The organism is Kineococcus sp. R86509 (assembly GCF_042466365.1).
In the GTDB taxonomy this organism is placed as follows: Bacteria; Actinomycetota; Actinomycetes; order Actinomycetales; family Kineococcaceae; genus Kineococcus.
The window spans coordinates 4,667,471-4,686,185 of the sequence record NZ_JAXHCE010000001.1; the positions used below are offsets into that span (position 1 = coordinate 4,667,471).

Annotated in this window: 17 protein-coding genes; 13 read left to right on the forward strand and 4 right to left on the reverse strand. The window is 73.3% G+C overall.

Features of this window, described 5'->3' with window-relative positions; translation table 11 throughout:
• Positions 1-48 precede the first annotated feature (48 nt).
• The 3 genes from SJY07_RS22785 (at position 49) to SJY07_RS22795 (ending at position 4,994) form a co-directional block, all read left to right on the forward strand.
• Positions 49-3,726, forward strand: a complete 3,678-nt coding sequence (locus SJY07_RS22785) for an ABC transporter ATP-binding protein (RefSeq protein ID WP_380161654.1) — start codon at positions 49-51, stop codon at positions 3,724-3,726.
• Between the two features lie 98 nt (positions 3,727-3,824).
• Positions 3,825-4,802: a YihY/virulence factor BrkB family protein gene (locus tag SJY07_RS22790; protein WP_380161655.1), complete on the forward strand. Its 978-nt coding sequence runs from the start codon at positions 3,825-3,827 to the stop codon at positions 4,800-4,802.
• 12 nt (positions 4,803-4,814) lie between these two features.
• Complete coding sequence (locus tag SJY07_RS22795; protein ID WP_380161656.1) at positions 4,815-4,994, forward strand: hypothetical protein; 180 nt, start codon at positions 4,815-4,817, stop codon at positions 4,992-4,994.
• A gap of 4 nt (positions 4,995-4,998) precedes the next feature.
• Here the strand turns inward: SJY07_RS22795 and SJY07_RS22800 are convergent, their stop codons facing one another.
• Complete coding sequence (locus SJY07_RS22800) at positions 4,999-6,033, reverse strand: aldo/keto reductase (protein WP_328291949.1); 1,035 nt, start codon at positions 6,031-6,033, stop codon at positions 4,999-5,001.
• 112 nt (positions 6,034-6,145) lie between these two features.
• On the opposite strand from SJY07_RS22800, the gene SJY07_RS22805 reads away from it, so the two are divergent.
• The 6 genes from SJY07_RS22805 to gndA all read left to right on the forward strand — a co-directional run bounded on the left by SJY07_RS22805 (position 6,146) and on the right by gndA (position 12,201).
• On the forward strand, positions 6,146-6,898 hold the full coding sequence (locus tag SJY07_RS22805) for an SDR family NAD(P)-dependent oxidoreductase (RefSeq protein ID WP_380161657.1): 753 nt from the start codon (positions 6,146-6,148) through the stop codon (positions 6,896-6,898).
• A 21-nt stretch (positions 6,899-6,919) separates the two neighbouring features.
• Positions 6,920-7,996, forward strand: a complete 1,077-nt coding sequence (locus SJY07_RS22810; RefSeq protein WP_328291947.1) for a PfkB family carbohydrate kinase — start codon at positions 6,920-6,922, stop codon at positions 7,994-7,996.
• A 109-nt stretch (positions 7,997-8,105) separates the two neighbouring features.
• Positions 8,106-8,753, forward strand: coding sequence for a UdgX family uracil-DNA binding protein (locus SJY07_RS22815; RefSeq protein ID WP_380161658.1), 648 nt, complete (start codon positions 8,106-8,108; stop codon positions 8,751-8,753).
• A gap of 12 nt (positions 8,754-8,765) precedes the next feature.
• Positions 8,766-9,392, forward strand: a complete 627-nt coding sequence (locus SJY07_RS22820) for a GntR family transcriptional regulator (protein ID WP_328291945.1) — start codon at positions 8,766-8,768, stop codon at positions 9,390-9,392.
• Positions 9,389-10,723 carry a nitrate/nitrite transporter gene (locus tag SJY07_RS22825; protein ID WP_380161659.1) on the forward strand — a complete coding sequence of 445 codons (1,335 nt, stop codon included), beginning with the start codon at positions 9,389-9,391 and terminating at the stop codon, positions 10,721-10,723. The genes SJY07_RS22820 and SJY07_RS22825 overlap by 4 nt, the downstream gene beginning before the upstream one ends.
• Before the next feature lie 59 nt (positions 10,724-10,782).
• Positions 10,783-12,201, forward strand: coding sequence for an NADP-dependent phosphogluconate dehydrogenase (gndA, locus tag SJY07_RS22830; RefSeq protein ID WP_380162482.1), 1,419 nt, complete (start codon positions 10,783-10,785; stop codon positions 12,199-12,201).
• Positions 12,202-12,270: 69 nt separating this feature from the next.
• Here the strand turns inward: gndA and SJY07_RS22835 are convergent, their stop codons facing one another.
• The 3 genes from SJY07_RS22835 to SJY07_RS22845 all read right to left on the reverse strand — a co-directional run bounded on the left by SJY07_RS22835 (position 12,271) and on the right by SJY07_RS22845 (position 16,304).
• Positions 12,271-14,634 carry a hypothetical protein gene (locus SJY07_RS22835; protein WP_380161660.1) on the reverse strand — a complete coding sequence of 788 codons (2,364 nt, stop codon included), beginning with the start codon at positions 14,632-14,634 and terminating at the stop codon, positions 12,271-12,273.
• Between the two features lie 102 nt (positions 14,635-14,736).
• Positions 14,737-15,390, reverse strand: coding sequence for a DedA family protein (locus tag SJY07_RS22840; RefSeq protein WP_328291941.1), 654 nt, complete (start codon positions 15,388-15,390; stop codon positions 14,737-14,739).
• Entirely contained in the window at positions 15,387-16,304 is a 918-nt protein-coding gene (locus SJY07_RS22845) for a fused MFS/spermidine synthase (protein WP_328291940.1), read from the reverse strand. Before SJY07_RS22845 ends, SJY07_RS22840 begins: the two co-directional genes overlap by 4 nt.
• On the opposite strand from SJY07_RS22845, the gene SJY07_RS22850 reads away from it, so the two are divergent.
• The 4 genes from SJY07_RS22850 to SJY07_RS22865 all read left to right on the forward strand — a co-directional run bounded on the left by SJY07_RS22850 (position 16,303) and on the right by SJY07_RS22865 (position 18,700).
• Positions 16,303-16,530 (forward strand): hypothetical protein, encoded by a 228-nt coding sequence (locus SJY07_RS22850; RefSeq protein ID WP_380161661.1) that lies wholly within the window; start codon positions 16,303-16,305, stop codon positions 16,528-16,530. The genes SJY07_RS22845 and SJY07_RS22850 overlap by 2 nt on opposite strands.
• A 28-nt stretch (positions 16,531-16,558) precedes the next feature.
• Complete coding sequence (locus SJY07_RS22855) at positions 16,559-17,230, forward strand: EcsC family protein (protein ID WP_328291938.1); 672 nt, start codon at positions 16,559-16,561, stop codon at positions 17,228-17,230.
• Between the two features lie 3 nt (positions 17,231-17,233).
• A complete protein-coding gene (locus SJY07_RS22860; RefSeq protein ID WP_380161662.1) occupies positions 17,234-17,593 on the forward strand; it encodes a YkvA family protein in 360 nt (119 codons plus the stop codon).
• Between the two features lie 63 nt (positions 17,594-17,656).
• Entirely contained in the window at positions 17,657-18,700 is a 1,044-nt protein-coding gene (locus SJY07_RS22865) for a DUF4192 domain-containing protein (protein ID WP_380161663.1), read from the forward strand.
• Positions 18,701-18,715 lie beyond the last annotated feature (15 nt).

The window sequence follows — 18,715 nt, forward strand, 5'->3', positions numbered from 1 at the left end:
ACTCCGCGAACCGGCACGCTGTTCCACCCGGGGTTAGTGTCGTCCTTCGTGCCCTCAGAACGATCCCGGCCCTCCGGCTGGTTCCGCCGGCTGCTCGGCCACTGCCTGGCCCACCGCCGCGACCTCTTCCTCGCCTTCGGCTCCTCGGTCGTCTCCTACGGCGTCGCCGCGATGGTCCCGCTGGTCGTTCGGCACGTGATCGACGACGTCATCGGCACCCCCGGGGCCGCCCTGTGGCCGTGGGCCGCGCTGCTCGTCCTCGCCGGGGTGATCGTCTACGCCCTCGGCTTCGTGCGCCGCTTCACCGCCGGGCGGTTGTCGCTGGACGTCCAGTTCGACCTGCGCAACGAGGTCCACGCCGCGGTGCAGCGGATGGACGGGCGCCAGCTCGACGGCCTCTCCACCGGCCAGGTCGTCAGCCGCTCGATCAGCGACGTCCAGCTCGTCCAGGGACTGCTCGCCTGGCTGCCCAACGTCACCGGCAACGCCGTCCTGTTCGTCGTCTCCCTCGTCGTGATGGCCACGCTGTCCCCGCCGCTGACCCTGGTGGCGCTCGCGATCGGCCCGGCGTTGTGGTGGATCGCGTTCCGCAGCCGCCGGGACCTGTTCCCGGCGAACTTCGCCGCCCAGGCCCGGGCGGCCGAGGTCGCCGCCCACGTCGAGGCCGCCGTGACGGGGGTGCGGGTCGTCAAGGGTTTCGGGCAGGAGGCCGCGGAGCTGCGCCGCCTGGAGGGGATCGTCGGTGACCTGTTCACCGACCGGATGCGCGTCGTGCGCTACAACTCCCGCTACGGGCCTGCGCTGCAGGCGGTTCCGGCGCTGGGGCAGGTCGGGGTGCTGCTCTTCGGCGGGTGGCTGGCGCTCAACGGTCACCTCACGGTGGGGACGTTCCTGGCGTTCTCGACCTACCTCGGCCAGCTCGTCTCCCCGGTGCGCCAGCTCGCCGGTCTGCTCACCGTGGGCCAGCAGGCCCGCGCCGGGGTCGAACGCGTCCTGCAGGTCGTCGACACCCGTCCGTACGTCCTCGCGCCCCGCACCACCCCGGCCCGGGAACTGCCGGACGGGCCCTTGTCGGTGGAACTGTCCGGGGTGCGCTTCGGGTTCACCGACGACCGCACCGTCCTGCACGACGTCGACCTCCACGTCCCCGCCGGGGGCACCGTCGCCCTCGTCGGGACGGCCGGTTCCGGGAAGTCGACGATCACGAACCTGCTGCCGCGCTTCTACGACGTCGCCGCGGGCAGCGTCCGCATCGGCGGGGTCGACGTCCGCGACCTCGACCCGCGGGCGCTGCGGGCCGCGATCGGCCTGGTCTTCGAGGAGACGTTCCTCTTCTCCGACACCGTCCGCGCGAACGTCGCCTACTCCGTCCCCGACGCCGGCGACGCGGCGGTCCGGTTCGCGCTGAGCACCGCGGCCGCCGACGGTTTCGTCGACGCCCTCGACCACGGCTGGGACTCCCTCGTCGGGGAGCAGGGGCTCACCCTCTCCGGTGGGCAGCGCCAGCGCATCGGCCTGGCCCGCGCGCTGCTGGCCCGCCCCCGCGTGCTGGTCCTCGACGACGCCACCTCCGCGGTCGACCCGACCGTGGAGCAACGCATCCTCGGCGCGCTGGCCGACGCGCGCGAGGAGGGGCGCACGACGCTGCTCGTGGCCCACCGCCGCTCCACGCTGCGCCTGGCCGACCGGATCGTCGTGCTCGACGGTGGCCGCGTCGTCGACGAGGGCACCGAGGCGGAACTGCAGGGACGGAGCGCGGTCTTCCGCCGCCTCTTCGACACCGACGAGGCCCCGGCGAGCGCTCCCGAACGCGTGCCGGCGGCACCCGTGAAGGGTTCTCCCGTCCCGACCCCGCGCACCGGTCGCTCCGCCGTAGCCGCCGCCGTCGACGCGGGTCTGCCCGTCTCGGCGGCACTGCTCGACCGGATCGCCGCGCTGCCGCCCGTGCGCGACGTGCCGGCCATCGACGTCGCCGCCGCGGAGCGGCACGAACCCGCGTTCGGGCTGGGCCGCCTGCTGCGCCCGTTCCGGTGGGCGCTGCTCGCGGGCATGCTGCTCGTGGCCGGCGACGCCGCGGCGCAACTGGTCCTGCCCCAGCTGGTCCGCGACGGCCTCGACCAGGGGGTCGCGGCCGACGACCTGCGCGCGCTGCTGTGGGTCTCCGCCATCGCGGCGTTCGTCGTCGCGGCGGACTGGCTGGTGACCGTCGGGCAGGGCCGGGTGACCGGGAGGACCGGCGAGCGGATCCTCTTCAGCCTGCGGCTCAAGACGTTCGCGCAACTGCAACGGCTCGGGCTGGACTACTACGAGCGTGAGCAGGCCGGACGGATCATGACCCGGATGACCACCGACGTGGACGCGCTGTCGACGTTCCTGCAGAACGGCGTCGCCCAGGCCCTGGTGAGCCTGCTGTCGCTGGTCGGGGTGTTCGTCGCGATGCTCGTCCTCGACCCGGAACTCGCGGTCGTCGTCGTCTGCGTGCTCCCGGTGCTCGTCGTCGCGACGCTGGTGTTCCGGGCGAAGTCCCGTCCGGCCTACACCGAGGCCCGCGAACGGATCAGCGCGGTGAACGTCCAGTTCCAGGAGTCGGTCGCGGGGGTCCGCGTCACCCAGGCCTTCGTGCGGACCGAGGAGGACACCGCGGCGTTCCACCGCAAGGGGTGGGCCTACCGCGACGCTCGGGTCCGGGCCCAGCGCTACATCGCCACGTACTTCCCGTTCGTGCAGTTCCTCAACGAGGTGACGGCGGCGCTGGTGCTCGTCGTCGGTGCCTCCCTGGTGCGCCAGGGGAGCGTCTCGCTCGGCGTCCTCGTCGCGTTCCTGCTCTACGTCGACCTGTTCTTCGCCCCGGTCCAGCAGTTGTCGCAGGTGTTCGACGGGTACCAGCAGGCCGCCGTCGGGTTGCGTCGACTGCGCGACCTGCTCCGCACGCCGACCACGGTCGTCCCCGCCGCGCAGCCGGTCCCGGTGACCCGGCTGCGCGGGGACCTGCGGTTCGAGGGCGTGCAGTTCCACTACCAGAACACCGAGCACCCGGCGCTGGCCGACCTCGACCTGCACGTCCGCGCGGGGGAGACGGTGGCCCTGGTCGGGGAGACCGGCGCGGGGAAGTCGACCGTGGTGAAGCTCGCCGCCCGCTTCTACGACCCGACCGGCGGACGGGTCCTGGTCGACGGGACCGACCTGCGCTCGCTGGACCTCGAAGGTTTCCGGCAGCGGCTCGGCGTCGTCCCGCAGGAGGCGTACCTCTTCGACGGCACGGTCGCCGAGGCGATCGCCTACGCCCGGCCCGGGGCGAGCCCCGAGCAGGTGCGAGCGGCCGCGGCCGCGGTCGGCGCCGACCGGGTGATCGAGGCGTTGCCGGGCGGGTACGGGTTCGTCGTCGGCGAACGCGGCCGCAACCTCTCCACCGGTCAGCGTCAGCTCGTCGCGCTCGCCCGGGCCGAACTCGTCGACCCCGACGTCCTGCTGCTCGACGAGGCCACCGCTGCGCTCGACCCCGCGGCCGAGGCGGCCATCGCGGCCGCCAGCGACGCCGCGGCGAGCCGACGCACCACGATCGTCGTCGCCCACCGGTTGACCACCGCCGCCCGCGCCGACCGCATCGTCGTGCTCGACCTCGGCCGGGTCGTCGAAGAGGGCAGCCACGAGGAACTGCTGGAGCGAGGCGGCTACTACGCGGGCCTCTGGGCCTCCTTCGTCGCCGGGAGGGCCTCGGCGGCCTGACCGGGGCGTTCCATACCCAGTTCGCTGCCCGGCAAACCCGTTGCGCTCGTGTTCCTCTCGACGGGCGCAGTGGAGGTGCGACGGGCACCCTGGTGACCATGAGCAAGACGACCCAGCGTGACGACTTGTCGGTCGACCGGCACGGCGAGAACGCCGACTCCCCGCAGCAGATCCCCGCGAAGGGGTGGCTCGCCGTGACGAAACGGGCGTGGGGAGAGGCCAAGGACGACCAGGTACCGCTGCTGGCGGCCGGGGTCGCCTTCAAGGCCTTCCTCGCGATCTTCCCGGCACTCACCGCCGCGTTCCTGATCTGGGGGATCTTCGGCGACACCCAGAACATCACCGACCAGATCAACGGCATCTCGGCGGTACCGGAGGCGGCCCGACAACTGGTCACCGAGCAGGTGAAGACCGTCGCCACCGGCAAGTCCGCGGCCGGCATCACCGCGATCGTCGCCGTCCTCCTGGCCCTGTGGAGCGCCTCCAGCGGCGTCGAGAACCTCATGGCGGCGACCAACACCGCCTACGACGAGAAGGAGACGCGCGGGTTCCTCAAGCGCAAGGGCACGGCCCTGGTGCTCACGATCGGGGCCATCGTCTTCATGCTGCTGGCGATCGCCTTCATCGGCGTCGCCCCCGTCCTGGTCGACGCCCTCGGTGCGAGCGGCGCCGTCAGCATCGTCGTCAACGTGCTGCGCTGGGTGCTGCTGCTCGCCCTGATCCTCATCGCGCTCGGCGTCGTCTACCGCGTCGCCCCCGACCGCGACTCGCCCCGCGTCAAGTGGGTCTCGGTCGGTGCGGGGGTCGCCACGGTCCTCTGGCTCATCGTCTCGGCGGGCTTCTCGATCTACGTCTCCACCGCCGGGCAGTCGTCCTACGCGAAGAACTACGGGTCGATGGCCGGGGTCGTCGTCCTGCTCATGTGGTTGTGGCTGACGAGCTACGCCATCCTGCTCGGCGCCGAGATCAACGCCGAGGCCGAGAAGCAGACCGACAAGGACACCACCGTCGGCCCCGAGCAGCCCATGGGTTCACGCGACGCCGTGGCCGCCGACCGCAAACCGAACGACCGCTGAGAGGGGAACGAGATGGCTGACCAGAAGGACGATCAGAAGGACGACCAGAAGGACACGGCCCAGGAGCACCTGGAGAAGTCCGAGGAACTGACTGCGGAGGTCAAGGAGGGGTGGAAGACCCTTCCCGAGACCGAGGAGGCCGACGACGCGGGCGTGCAGGGTGTGCAGGAGTCGCACGCGCCGTCGGACTGATCTCCTAGCGACCGCCCTGCAGCTTGCGGGAACGCTGGGTCGAACCCGGTCCGCCGTAGGGGTAGTCCGCGGGTTCGGGGTCGCTGGCCTCGTCGAGGAGGACGAGTTCCGCGGCCTCGAGCTCCAGGTCGGCCGCGCCGAGGTTCTCGGTGAGCTGCTGCGTCGTGCGGGCCCCGAGGATCACCGAGCTGACGGCCGGCTGGGCCGCGAGCCAGGCCAGCGAGACCTGGGCCATCGTCGCTCCGCGGTCCTCGGCCACCTTCTGCACCGCGTCCACGACGGCCCAGGTCCGGGTCTGGGCGTTGCGCCGGGCGTAGGCCTCGACCCCGCGCTCGGGGTTCTCACCGAGCCGGGTCGCGCCGGTGGGGGCGTTGTCCCGGGTGTACTTGCCCGACAACCAGCCGCCGCCCAGCGGTGACCAGGGGAGCAGGCCCAGGCCGTTCTCCTCGGCCGCCGGGACGATCTCCCACTCGATCTCGCGCACCAGCAGGTTGTACTGCGGCTGCAGGGTGACCGGCGGGGAGAAACCCGCCGCGTCGGCCACGTCGACGGCCTTCTGCAGCTGCCACCCGGTGAAGTTCGACAACCCGACGTGGTGGACCTTCCCGGCGCGGACGAAGGAGTCCAGCGTCGCGAGGGTCTCCTCGATCGGGGTCCACGGATCCCAGGCGTGCACCTGGTAGAGGTCGACGGTCTCGACGCCGAGACGGCGCAGCGACGCGTCGAGGGCGCGGGTGAGGTGGCGGCGGGACAGTCCGACGCCGTTGGGTTCCGGTGAGGTCGGGAAACGTCCCTTCGTGGCCAGGACGACCCGTTCGGTGACGTCTGCGGGACGGTCGGCGAGCCAGGCGCCGATGATCTCCTCCGACGTGCCGTCGGAGTAGACGTCGGCGGTGTCGACGAGGGTCCCGCCGGCGGCCAGGAACGTGTCGAGCTGCTCGAACGAGCCGTCGCGGTCGGTCTCGCTGCCGAACGTCATGGTGCCCAGGGCGAGGTGGGAGACGGACGTGCCGCTGTTCCCGAGGGTTCGGTTCTCCATGACCCGCATCCAACACCCGGGTGGTGCGGTGCACCTCTCGCACGGAGATCGACACCTGTCGAATAGAGTTCGAGGGTTCACCGACCTGCACGCTCGAAGGAGAGGAACACCCATGAGGTTCACCGACAAGGTCGCCTTCATCACCGGAGGCGCGTCCGGTCTCGGGCTCGCCGTCGCGCAGCTGCTCGCCGAGGAGGGCGCCAAGGTCGTCCTGGCCGACATCGCCGAGGACGCCGCCCGGAAGGCCGCCGCCGACCTCCCCGACGCCCTCGCCGTGGGGACCGACACCAGCAGCAGCGCCTCCGTCGAGGCGGCCGTCGTCGCCGCCGTCGCGCACTACGGCCGCATCGACGTCGTGTTCAACAACGCGGGGATCGCCGGGAAGCAGCAGCCCCTGCACGAGATGGACGACGCCAACTGGAACCTCGTCTCCGGCATCAACGGTGACGGGGTGTTCTGGACCCTCAAGCACACCATCGCCGCCATGCTGAAGACCGGTGGCGGCGCCATCGTCAACACCGCCTCCACCGCGGGCCTCGGTGGGCAGATCAACATCTCCCCCTACACCTTCACCAAGGGCGGGGTCGTGGCGCTGACCAGGTCGGCCGCGATCGAGTACGCCGCGCACAACATCCGCGTCAACGCCGTCGCGCCGACCACCGTGAAGACCCCGCTGGTCGAGAAGTTCATCGAGACCGCCCCCGACCCGGTCGCGATGAAAGCGCGCATGGAGGCCATGAACCCCAAGCCCGGCATGCCCGAGGCCCGCGACGTCGCCACCGTCGTCGCCTTCCTCGCCAGCGACGACGCCGCCTGGGTCACCGGCCACACGATCCCCGTCGACGGGGGCTACCTCGCGGTCTGACCCAGCTGACAGCATCGGGGGATGCTGACGCAGCAGGAGACGCCCTTCGACGTCCACGTCCGCGGCACGGTGTTCCTGGACATCGTGCTGACGGGCCTGGACTCCGAACCCCGGTTGGGCACCGAGGTCTGGACCTCGGGGATGGGCTCGTGCCCGGGCGGGATCGCCAACATGGCGGTCGCGGCGTCCCGGCTGGGGTTGTCGACGTCGCTGTCGGCGGCGTTCAGCACCGACGCCTACGGCCAGTTCTGCTGGCAGACCCTCGGCGAGCAGGAGGGGATCGACCTCTCGACGTCCTACCGGGTGGCGGACTGGCACTCGCCGCTGACGGTCTCGCTGGCCTACGGCGGGGACCGGGCGATGGTCACCCACGAGCACCCCGCACCCGTCGACGAACCCGCCGCGGTGCCCGTCTCGCGCGCCGCGCTCGTGCACCTGGCGGCGGTCCCGCAGCCGTGGGTGCTGCGCGCGCAGGCGCAGGGTTCGCTGGTCTTCGCCGACGTCGGCTGGGACTCCTCCACCCAGTGGAACCCCGACGTGCTGGGCGGTCTGGAGCACTGCCACGCGTTCCTGCCCAACCACGTCGAGGCCATGCGCTACACCCGGGCCGACTCCGCGGCGGCGGCCGTCGCGGCGCTCGCCGAACTGGTCCCGGTGGCCGTCGTCACCTGCGGGGCCGACGGTGCCGTCGCCGTCGACCAGGTCAGCGGCGAGAGCGTGCAGGTCCCCGGTCTGCCCATGGAGGCCCTCGACGCCACCGGGGCCGGGGACGTCTTCGGGGCGGGTTTCCTCACGGCGACGCTCGGGGGGTGGTCCCTGGACCAGCGGTTGTCCTTCGCGAACCTGTGCGCCGGGCTCTCGGTGCAGCAGTTCGGCGGCTCGCTCTCCGCCCCGGGCTGGGGTGACATCGCCGACTGGTGGTCGCACCTGCGCCGGGGACCGCGCACCTCGGCGACGTCGCAGCTCGTGCGTCGCTACGGCTTCCTCGACGACGTCCTCCCGGCCCACCCGAGCGCGGGCAGCGCGGTCCGGCGGGCGAGCGCGACCCTCTCCGTCCTCAACGACCTCCCCGACGGGGCGACGGCGCCCTCCCGGTGACCGCCTCGTCCGACCTCGTCGCCGGGCGGCGAGCCGCGAAGGGGTCGAGGGTGGTCACGCAGGCACGCCAGTGGCGAGCACCACCGACGCGAGAGGTCAGGACAACGGCATGGTGACCAAGGTCGAGCGCCCCGGCGCGCAGGAGTGGGTGCCCGAGGGCGCCGACGTCGAGCAGCTGCGCGAGGCGGCGACGAGCTGCCACGGCTGCGAGCTGTGGGAGCCCGCGACGCAGGTCGTGTTCTCGGCGGGGTCGCCAACCGCGCGGCTCGCCCTCGTCGGGGAGCAGCCCGGCGACCAGGAAGACCAGCGCGGCATCCCGTTCGTCGGTCCGGCCGGTCGACTGCTGCAGAAGGCGGTCGCCGAGGCGGGCATCGACCTCGCCACGACGTACGTGACGAACGCGGTCAAGCACTTCCGCTTCACCCAGACCGCGCCCGGAACCCGTCGCATCCACGCCAGCCCCGACGTGGGGCACATCACCGCCTGCCGGCCGTGGCTGGCGGCCGAACTCGTCCAGGTCGATCCCGACGTCGTCGTCTGCCTCGGTGCGACCGCCGCGAAGGCGCTGCTGCCCAAGGACTTCCGGGTCACCAAGCACCGCGGCACGCTCTTCACGCTGCCGACCTCCCGCGGGGAGAAGACGTTCCTGGGCACGATCCACCCCTCGGCGGTGCTGCGGACCCCCGAGGCGGAGCGGGACGCGGCGTACGCGGCACTGGTGGCCGACCTGCGGGTGGCAGGATCTGCGCTCCGCTAGCATAGATACATCATGGATACAGCGAGCTCGCGGGTCTACGCGCAGGTCAAGCACGGGATCCTCGACCGGTCCCTGGCCGGCGGGCAGCTGCTCACCGAGGGCGAGATCGCCGACCTCGTCGGCGTCTCCCGCACCCCCGTCCGCGAAGGGCTCCTGCAACTGCAGGCCGAGGGCCTCGTGCACCTCATCCCCAAGCGCGGCGCCCTGGTCGTACCGGTGTCCCCGGCCGAGGTCGAGGACGTCCTCGAGGCGCGCGAACTCGTCGAGGTCCACACCGCTGCCCGAGCCTGGGCACGGCGCGCCGACCTCGCCGCCGACCTCGTCCCGCACCTGCAGGACATGCGTGCCGCCGTCGGGGACCCCTGGGCCTTCACCGCCGCCGACCGCGCCTTCCACGCCACCGTCGTCCGCAGCGCCGGCAACGAGGTGCTCTCCGCCCTCTACGACTCCCTGCGGGACCGGCAGATGCGGATGGGGGTCGCGAACCTCCACGGCTCGGGGGACCGCGTCGCGACGGCCCTGGCCGACCACGAGGCGCTGCGCGCGAGCCTGCTCGGCGACGACGTCGACGCGTGGCTGCACCTGGTGCGCGACCACGTCCGCCGGGCCGGCGATCGGCTCCGGGCGGTGCGCCGGTGACCCGGCGGGAACCCACCGTCCGGGGCGCCTGGCTCGTCTTCGCGGTCGGCGCGCTGGCCTACGTCGTCACCGTCGGGAACCGCACCTCGCTGGCCGCCGCCGGCCTGGAGGCGCAGGCGCGCTACGGGATCGGCGCCGGGACGCTGTCCAGCTTCGCCGTGCTGCAGTTCCTCGTCTACGCCGTCCTGCAGGTCCCGATCGGTGTCCTCATCGACCGCTGGGGTCCGCGCCGGCTCGTGATCGCCGGCGGGATCGCGATGGGCGGGGGACAGCTCCTCCTGGCGCTGAGCACCCAGACCTGGCAGGCCGTGCTGGCCCGCGTCCTCGTCGGGGCCGGCGACGCCGCGACGTTCGTCAGCGTGCTCCGCGTGGTGACGAACTGGTTCCCGCCGCAGCGGGTCCCCGTGATGACCCAGCTGGTCGGGTTGTTCGGTCAGCTGGGCCAGGTGTTCAGCTTCGTCCCGCTCGTCGCGCTGCTGCACGGCCCGGGCTGGACCGCCGCCTACGGGGGGATCGCCGCGTTCACCGTCCTCACCGCGGTCCTCTGCGTGCTCGTCCTGCGCGACGTCCCACCGGGGACGGTGAACCCCCGCGCGGCGAAACCCCTGCGCGAGGTGCTGGGTGACCTCCGGGCCGCGCTGCGCCACCCCGGGACCCGGCTCGGGCTCTGGTCGCACTGGGCGACCCCGTTCTCCGGCAACGCCTTCGCCGCCCTCTGGGGTTACCCCTTCCTCGTCTCCGGCCAGGGACTCGGCACCGGCGCGGCGGGCGCCCTGCTGACGCTCTACACCGTGAGCGCGGCCGGGACGGGGCCGCTGATGGGCACCCTCGTCGCCCGGCACCCGTTCCGGCGGTCCTGGATCGTGCTGGCGATCGTCGGCGGCCAGTTCGTCGTCTGGAGCGTCGTGCTGCTGTGGCCGGGACCGGCCCCGCTGTGGGTGCTCGCCGTCATGGTCGTCGTCGTGGCGACGGGGGTACCGGGGTCGATGATCGGCTTCGACTACGCGCGCACCTCCAACCCCGTGCACCGCCTCGGCGGGGCGACGGGCATGACCAACGTGATGGGCTTCACCGCGACCATCGTCTTCATCGCCGCGATCGGCCTCCTGCTCGACCTCCAGGGCGCCGGGACCCCGGCGACGTACTCGCTCGGCGCGTTCAAGGTGGCCTTCGCCGTCCAGTTCCCGCTGTGGTCGGTCGGGGTCGTCGGGATCCTCGTCAGCCGGCGCCAGACCCGGGCGCTGATGGCCCGCAACGGGGTCGTGGTGCCCCGCATGCGGGACGCCCTGCGCAAGGGGGCCGTTCCCCACGAGGGGTCGGGCAGGGCATGATTCCGAGGGTGACCGCAGAGAAGCAGAAGGCGCAGATCGGCGTGACCGGTCTCGCGACGATGGGCCGCAACCTGGCTCGCAACATCGCCCGGCACGGTTACGTGACCGCCGTGCACAACCGCAGCGACGCCAAGACGAAGGCCCTGGTCGAGGAGTTCGGCGACGAGGGCACCTTCGTCCCCGGCTACTCCGCGCAGGAGTTCGTGGACTCCCTGGAGTCGCCGCGCACGATCATCATCATGGTGAAGGCCGGCGGCCCGACCGACGCCGTCATCGACGAGCTCGCCCCGCTGCTCTCCGAGGGCGACATCCTCGTCGACGCGGGCAACGCCCACTTCGCCGACACCCGCCGCCGTGAGGCCGCGCTGCGTGAGCAGGGCATCCACTTCGCCGGGGTCGGCGTCTCCGGGGGTGAGGAGGGTGCGCTGCTCGGGCCCTCGATCATGCCCGGCGGTTCCGAGCACGCCTACGCCAAGCTCGGCCCGATCTTCGCCGACATCGCCGTCTCCGTCGACGGGACCCCGTGCTCCACCCACGTCGGCGCCGACGGGGCCGGGCACTTCGTGAAGATGGTGCACAACGGCATCGAGTACGCCGACATGCAGCTCATCGCCGAGGCCTACGACCTGTTGCGCCACGGCCTGGGTCGCACGCCCAAGCAGCTCGCGCAGGTGTTCACGTCCTGGAACGAGGGCGACCTGGAGAGCTTCCTCATCGAGATCACCGCCCGGGTCCTCGACAAGGACGACCCGACCTCGACAACGGGGGGCGAGGGCACCCCGCTCGTCGACGTCATCCTCGACGAGGCCGAGCAGAAGGGCACCGGCCGCTGGACGGTGCAGACCGCCCTCGACCTCGGCACCCCCGTCTCCGGCATCGCCGAAGCCGTCTTCGCCCGGGCGCTGTCCGGTCACGCCGAGCAGCGCAAGGCCGCCCAGCCGGTGCTGCCCGGCCCGGCGTCGCAGGGTCCGTTCGTCGCCGACGGGGACGCCGAGGCGTTCATCGACGACGTCCGCGCCGCGCTGTACGCGTCGAAGGTCGTCGCCTACGCGCAGGGTTTCGACATGATCCGCGCCGGTTCCCAGGAGTTCGGCTGGAACGTCGACCCGGGGGCGATGGCGACGATCTGGCGTGGCGGCTGCATCATCCGCGCCAAGTTCCTGGACCGCATCAAGGACGCCTACGCCAACGCGCCGGAACTCCCGTCGCTGCTGCTGGACCCCTACTTCGCGCAGGCCGTGTCGGAGGGTCAGGAGGCCTGGCGCCGCGTCGTCGTGCACTCCGTGAACTCCGGCATCCCCGCGCCGGGGTTCTCCTCCTCGCTGGCCTACTACGACGGCCTGCGTCGCGAGCGGTCCTCCGCGGCCCTCATCCAGGGTCTGCGCGACCTCTTCGGTGCCCACACCTACAAGCGCACCGACCGTGACGGGGCCTTCCACGTGGACTGGTCCGGCGACGGGTCCGAGTCGCAGGGCTGACCCACCGTGCACGCAGAACGCCCCCTCCGGACCGGAGGGGGCGTTCGTCGTTCGAACCGGTCGTGCGGATCAGTCGTAGAGGTCGTCGTCGTAGACGCTCAGCGTCCCGAACCCGTCGCCCACGACCGCGTGCCGGGGCACCGACAGCGTGACCGTGAGGCGGGCCTGGGCGTCGTTGACCACGTCGTCCCCGACCACCGGCACCACGACGGACCCCGTGAGGCGACCGGCGGGGATCGTCACGTGGGTCCAGGTCGGGGTGATGCGGCCGTCGAGGGCGGCCGCTGCGGTGTCGACCTCCACGGTCACCGGGACGGCGGAGCGTCGCGACAGCACCAGCGGCATCCGCACCTGCTGGGTGCCGTCGTCCTCGTAGACCTCGGCGTCGCCGATGCTGACGGCGGGGAGCGCGGGCACCGTTCCCGTCCCGCTCGCCGGGCGGTCCAGGGCGACGTCGGAGAGGTACACGTCGGTCGACCTGCCCGTCGGGGTGAACGTCACGGTCGCGAGGTCGCCCACGTCGACGCCGGGGAAGGCGTCCAGGGGCAGTCGGACCGTGCGCAGCCACGTCTTGGCCACCGCCGCCCCCTCGCCCCACGGGTCGGCCAGCGCCGGCAGCGGGCGCAGTGCGGAGCTGAACCGCGACACGCGGACGCCGGCGCTGCGACCGGCCCGGTCGGTGGCGGTGACGGTGAGGTCGGTGGCCACGGGCTGCGGTGTCGCCGCGCGGAAGGTCAGGGCCTGGGCGACCTGCGGTGACGTTCCCCGCGGTACCTGGACCGTCACCGGTCGCGGGCTGGAACCCGCCTTCCAGCGTGCGCGCAGCAGCGGCGTCGCGGGGACGTCCGGCGCGAGCCAGGCCGGGGTCCAGTGCGGGAAGGAACTCACCGGGCGCAGGTCGGAGGCGCACCGGGGGAGCTGCCCCGCCGCGGCGACACCGACGCTCGCGCAGTACGCGGCGCCCGCGGGCAGCGAGACGCCTCGCGACGCCGACTCCAACGGCGCGAGGTCGGTCCGCACCGAGGCGGGTTGCTGGGCCTGGGTGTGCACGACGGCCCGCCCCGCCGACCCCGCGCGTCCGCCGGTGCCGTCGAAGAGGGGCAGGAACTGCTGCTCGCGGCCGAGGGTGAGGCGGAAGAAGCCCGAGACGTAGGCGGCACCCACCGCGCGCTGCTCGGCGGGGGAGAGGCGTGAGGGTGCGCTCTCACCGCAGACGGGGTCGTCGGCGAGGTACCAGTCGTCGTTCGACGGGGCCTGCGAGAGGCCCGGGGTCCACTCGGAGTTGAAGAAGTTGTGGTTCGCGCCCATGACGAGCAGCGAGGACCGCAACACGTCGTCGCCCGCGGCGTAGCGGCTGTCGTCGTAGAAGTGCTGACCCTGCTGGTCCGAGACGTCACCGTCGCAGTAGGGGAGCACGACGGCCATCGCGGTGCCCGGCAGGGTCTGGCGGGCGAAGTCCACCGGGGCCAGCGGCATCACCGCCTTGATCCCGTACGGCGCCGGGCGTTCGGCGTTCAGCAGGGCCGCGCGCACGACACCCTCACCGCCCCGCGAGTGACCCATCAGGCCGACGTTCGTCAGGTCCAGGCGCCCCTTGAGCGGGGCCCAGGTGCGCAGCAGGTCCAGGTGGGCCATCACGAGCTCCCCGCGGGCCTGCGCGCCACCGTCCTCCGCGCGCCAGTCCAGCTGGTTGATCCCGTCGGCGGAGATCGAGACCACCGCGTACCCCTGGGAGGCGAGCGCCTGCGCGGCCTCGCCGTAGCCGAGGTGACTGGGGACCGGGCGGGAGGACCCCGCGCACGGCCAGCCGCCGAAGTCGTCCTCGTCGGTGCCGCCGAAGCAGGCCTGGTGACGACCATGGAGGAAGACGACCACCGGTCGCGGGCCCGGTGCCCCGGCCGGCAGGTACACCGCCGCCCGTTCCTCCACGGCCTGCCCGCCCAGACCGGGCAGGCGCACCGCCGTGTCACCCAGGTCGTAGTCCGCCCGGCGCACGCCGAACGTCCCGCGCGTCGCGGGGTCGACGCCCAGCAGTTCACCGCTCAGGGTCTCCGCCTCGGTCGCCGGCACGGGCGCGTGCCGCAGGGCGCGGGCCTCCTCGCCGGCGACGATCCCGTTCCAGGCCAGCTGGACCCGACCCGCCCGGGCGACCCGGGCATCGGCCGTCCGCACCGTCAGGGTGTGCCCGTCGGGGTCCTGGCGGGCGACGCCGAGGACGACCCCGTCCACGGCCAGTTCCGGTTGGGCGGCCCGGACCGGGACCGGTCCGGGCAGCCGCAGGGACACCTCCCAGGAGCTCCCGCCGACCGCGGTCACGTTCCAGCCGGGCCCGGCGGCCCCTGCGGTGGGTGCCACCGCCAGCGTTCCCACGAGCACCGTGGTGCTCGCCGCAGCCAGGACGGCTGCCCTCCTGACCTTCGAGAACCGGGACACCGGCGACCCCCTCGACACAGCGCGGGCACCCTGCTCCGCCGCTGCGCTGGACGCTCCCACACGTGATCTTGTGGCACAAGGAACGCACAGCGCCGGTTTCCCTCAGCCCACGCGTTCCCGCCGGCGGCTGCGCACCCGTCGGGCGACGGCCCACACCAGGACCGCCGCGATGGCGGCGTAGAAGGCGTAGTCGAGGTAGTGGCCGTAGCTCTCGACGAGTTCGTACTGCGTCCCCAGTGCCATGCCCAGGCCGATCAGCAGCCCGTTCCACAACCCGCTGCCCAGCACCGTCAGCAGCGAGAACTTCAGCAGCCCCATCCCCGCTGCCCCCGCCGGCAGCGAGATGAGGCTGCGCACCCCGGGGACGAAGCGACCGGTGAAGACGGCCGCCCCCTCGTGGCGGTGGAACCACTCCGCGGACTTGGTGACGTCGGAGGCGTCCATCAGCGGGATCCGGTCGGCGATCCGGGCCGCGCGCTGCAGCCCGACCACCTTCCCCAGCCAGTAGAGGACGAGCGACCCCAGGAACGCGCCCCCGACGGAGAACAGCACCACGGCGACCAGCCCGATGCGGCCCTGCTGGACCTGGTAGCCGGCCAGCGGCAGGACGACCTCGCTGGGGATCGGCGGGAACACCACCTCCAGGAAGCTCATCAACCCCACGCCGGGGGCCCCCAGGGTGTCGACGGTCTCGAGGACGAACCCGGTGAGACCCCCGGTCTGCGAGTCGGCGGGCGGGGCCAGGGTCGTGCTCATGCGTCGGGTTCCTCCGGGGAGCTCGGCGAGATCGCGTCGTCGGTCACAACGCCCGCCCCCGCGCAGAAGTGCCGGGCGTCCTCGCCCGCGACGAGGCGGGCCGGGGCGACGCCACCCGACAGCGCCCGGACCAGGGCCCGCTCGGGCAACGGGGACTGCGAGGCGACGAGCAGCGCGTTGCCGTAGCGGCGGCCCCGGAACACCCCGGGCTCGGCCATCAGCGCGACGTGCGCGAAGACCGATCCCGTCGTCGCGAGCTCGGCCCGCGAGTGCGGCATCGGCGGGCGGTCGGCGAGGTTCGCGATCCACACCCCGCCCGGGGCGAGCACGCGGTCCACGTCGCGCAGGAACTCCGCGGTGACCAGGTGGCCGGGCACCCGGTCGCCGGCGAAGGCGTCGCGCACCACCACGTCCTGGGTGCCGTCCGGGACGGCGCGCAGCCCCTCGCGGGCGTCGGCCACCTTGAGCTTGAAGCCGGCGGCTCCGCTGGCCCCGAAGCTGGCGCGCACCAGGTCCACCAACCGCTGGTCGACCTCCAGGACCAGCTGACGGGACCCCGGTCGCGTCGCGGCGACGTAGCGCGGGAAGGCGCAGCCGGCCCCCCCGAGGTGGACCATCCGCAGCGGACCCTCGTCGTGGACGGCGTCGATGACGGCGGCCGTCCACTGGTGGTACTCGAAGACCAGCCGGGTCGGGTCGGCCAGGTCGACGTAGGAGCTGGGGACCCCGTTGACGTGCACCGTCCAGCCGTCGGGATCGTCGCGGTCCTGCTCCAGACGCGCTGTGCCCGTGGTGATCAGGGCCTCGCCCTCCTCGGGTCGGGGACCTCGGGTGCGACGGGCGGGACGGGGGGCGGACACCCCGCGATCCAACCAGTTGAAGTTCTCCCGCGGTCCTGCCGAGGTACTCAGCATGTCGACCTTCCTGGAGATGTGCCTCCTCGCCGTGTTCGTCGTCCCCTTCGTCCTTGACCGACGCGCCCTGCGCCGCCGGGCCGACCTCTCCCGCCTCCCGCAGCTGGACCGGCCCCCGGTCGGTGCCGACCAGCGCCTGCCCCGTGCCTGGGCCCGTCGTCGCTACGTCGAGGACGGCGTCGCCGAGGTGTCCACGTTCCTCAGCGAGCAGGATCCCGCGCGCTGAGCGGCGTTCTTGCGGCTAGCGTCGTGACGTGAGCCACGACGTGCAGAAGACCTCCGCCACTCCGCCGCCGGGAGGTCTCGAAGGACGTGCCGCCGACCTCGTCCAGCGCCTCCTCGCCGTCGGCATCGACGGCCTCGGCCCCTTCGACAGCGCCGCGGAGGTCGCGCGGTCGGCGCTCGAGCGGCACCCGAGCACCGAGTCGGCCGTGCACGCCGTCCTGCGCCAGCACACCCGTCTCATCGCCGGAAACGGGTTCGTGACCGGTCTCGGCGGACTCGTGACCATGCCGGTGGCCCTGCCCGCCAACGTCTTCGGCTTCCACGTCCTCGCCGTCCGGGCCGTGGCCGCCCTCGCCGAACTGCGCGGTTACGACACGTCGCTGCCCCAGGTCCGTTCCGCCGTCCTGCTGACCCTCGTCGGCGCCGACGCGACCGACGTGCTCAAGGCCGCCGGGCTGCCCACCGGTGGACGCATCGCCGGGCTCGTCACCTCCCGCGTCCCGCGACCCGTCCTGATGCTCGTCAACAAGGGCGTGGGCTTCCGGTTGATCGCGCGCTTCGGGACCAAGACGCTGCTGCGGGTACCCGCCCGCGCGCTGCCCGTCGTCGGTGGCGCCGTCGGTGCCGGGGTCGACGCCGTGATGTTCCGGCGCATCGCCAAGGCCGCCGAGCACGGCCTCCCACCGCACAAGGGCGACTGAGTCGTGGCCGTCCGCACCGCCGCCCTGCCGGTCCTGTGGCGCACCCTGCGTTCCGGGACCCGTCCCGGCACCCCCGGTGTGGGGACCAGGCTCACCCAGCTGCCCGCGATGGTCGCCGACAGCGTGCGCGGCCGCTACACCGGAGCCGGACGCTCCCGGCTGGCCTGGGCCGCGCTCGGGCTGGTCTACGTCGTCTCACCGGTCGACGCGTTGCCCGAGGCCTGGTTGCCGCTCGTGGGCCTGCTCGACGATGGTGTCGTCGCCGCCTGGGTCGCCGGGTCGGTGCTCGTGGCGACGGAGGACTACGCCGCGTGGCGCGCCCGCGGAGGACGTCCGGCTGTACACAGCCCCAGCCGGGACTGACCCCTACTCGGACCTGTGGACGGGTGGGGGAGTCGCGGTCGCCCCCTGGTCGAGGCTTCGGTCGTGTCCTCCCCCGCCCCCTCGCAGCAGCCCGGAACCGTGGTCGCCGACGGCCCCGCGCAGCTGTTGGCCCTGGTCCCCTTCCACCTCGGGTTCCGCCCCGCCGACAGCCTGGTGCTGCTGGAGGTGAGGACCCCCCGACCCGGCAGCACCCGCGAACGGCTCGGGGTCGTCCTGCGGGTGGACCTGCCGCCCACGGACGACGACGCGGACGTCTCGGCCGTCGCCGCCGGCGCCGTGCGCGCCCTCCTCGACCGGGCGGAACCCGAGGCCCGGGTCCTCGTCCTCGGCTACGACCCCGAGGCCACCCGCACCGGCGTCCTCACCCCGGGCCCCCGCGCGGGCGCCACCCTGGCCGCGGTGTCCCGCCTGCTCGGCGCCCGGGGCCGTGACGTCCTCGACGTGGTCGTCCTCACCGACCACCGCTTCCGCTCGCTGACCTGCGACCTCGCCTGCTGCCCCCGCGAGGGCACCCCGCTGTCCACGGCGGACGTCGACCGGGTCGTCGCCGAGGCCGTCGGCCTCGGGCTGGGCGTCGCCCCCGACCGTGCGGCCGCGCTGCCCCCCACGACCCCCGTCGAGGCCGGACGCCGCTCCGTGGCCTCCGCCGCCCGACGCGGCGCGACGCGACCCTGGACCCCGGACCGGCGCCGTGCCCTGGTGGAGGAGTGGGACGCCGAGCTCGACCGGCGCGCCGCGGGCACGAGCACGGCACTGCCCGCCCCGGAGTTCTGCGGGCGTCTGCTGGCGGGGTTCGACGACCTCGCGACCCGTGACGCGGTCCTCCTCGTGCCGGCCCTGCGCGAGGAGTCCGACGGTCGGCGCAGCGCCCTGGCCGCGGCGCTCGCCGTCGACGTCGCCCGGCACGCGAGCGGAACGGCGGCGGCCGGGGCGTGGGCGGTGGCCGCGTGGTCGTCCTGGAACGGCGGGGACGGGGTGCGGGCCGGTGCCGCGGCCGAGGAGGCGTTGCGCCGGGACCCGGGGCAACGGCTGGCCCGGCTGGTCCTGCAGCTCCTGCTCGTGGGTCACCCGCCGTGCGGGGACTGAGCGCGTAGTACGGTC

Bases quoted from the DNA above. Each gene is read 5' to 3' on its own strand.
- SJY07_RS22790 (WP_380161655.1), top strand. From the start codon at position 3,825: ATGAGCAAGACGACCCAGCGTGACGACTTGTCGGTCGACCGGCACGGC.
- SJY07_RS22795 (WP_380161656.1), top strand. From the start codon at position 4,815: ATGGCTGACCAGAAGGACGATCAGAAGGACGACCAGAAGGACACGGCC.
- SJY07_RS22800 (WP_328291949.1), bottom strand. From the start codon at position 6,033: ATGGAGAACCGAACCCTCGGGAACAGCGGCACGTCCGTCTCCCACCTC.
- SJY07_RS22805 (WP_380161657.1), top strand. From the start codon at position 6,146: ATGAGGTTCACCGACAAGGTCGCCTTCATCACCGGAGGCGCGTCCGGT.
- SJY07_RS22810 (WP_328291947.1), top strand. From the start codon at position 6,920: ATGCTGACGCAGCAGGAGACGCCCTTCGACGTCCACGTCCGCGGCACG.
- SJY07_RS22815 (WP_380161658.1), top strand. From the start codon at position 8,106: ATGGTGACCAAGGTCGAGCGCCCCGGCGCGCAGGAGTGGGTGCCCGAG.
- SJY07_RS22820 (WP_328291945.1), top strand. From the start codon at position 8,766: ATGGATACAGCGAGCTCGCGGGTCTACGCGCAGGTCAAGCACGGGATC.
- gndA (WP_380162482.1), top strand. From the start codon at position 10,783: ATGGGCCGCAACCTGGCTCGCAACATCGCCCGGCACGGTTACGTGACC.
- SJY07_RS22840 (WP_328291941.1), bottom strand. From the start codon at position 15,390: ATGAGCACGACCCTGGCCCCGCCCGCCGACTCGCAGACCGGGGGTCTC.
- SJY07_RS22850 (WP_380161661.1), top strand. From the start codon at position 16,303: ATGTCGACCTTCCTGGAGATGTGCCTCCTCGCCGTGTTCGTCGTCCCC.
- SJY07_RS22845 (WP_328291940.1), bottom strand. From the start codon at position 16,304: ATGCTGAGTACCTCGGCAGGACCGCGGGAGAACTTCAACTGGTTGGAT.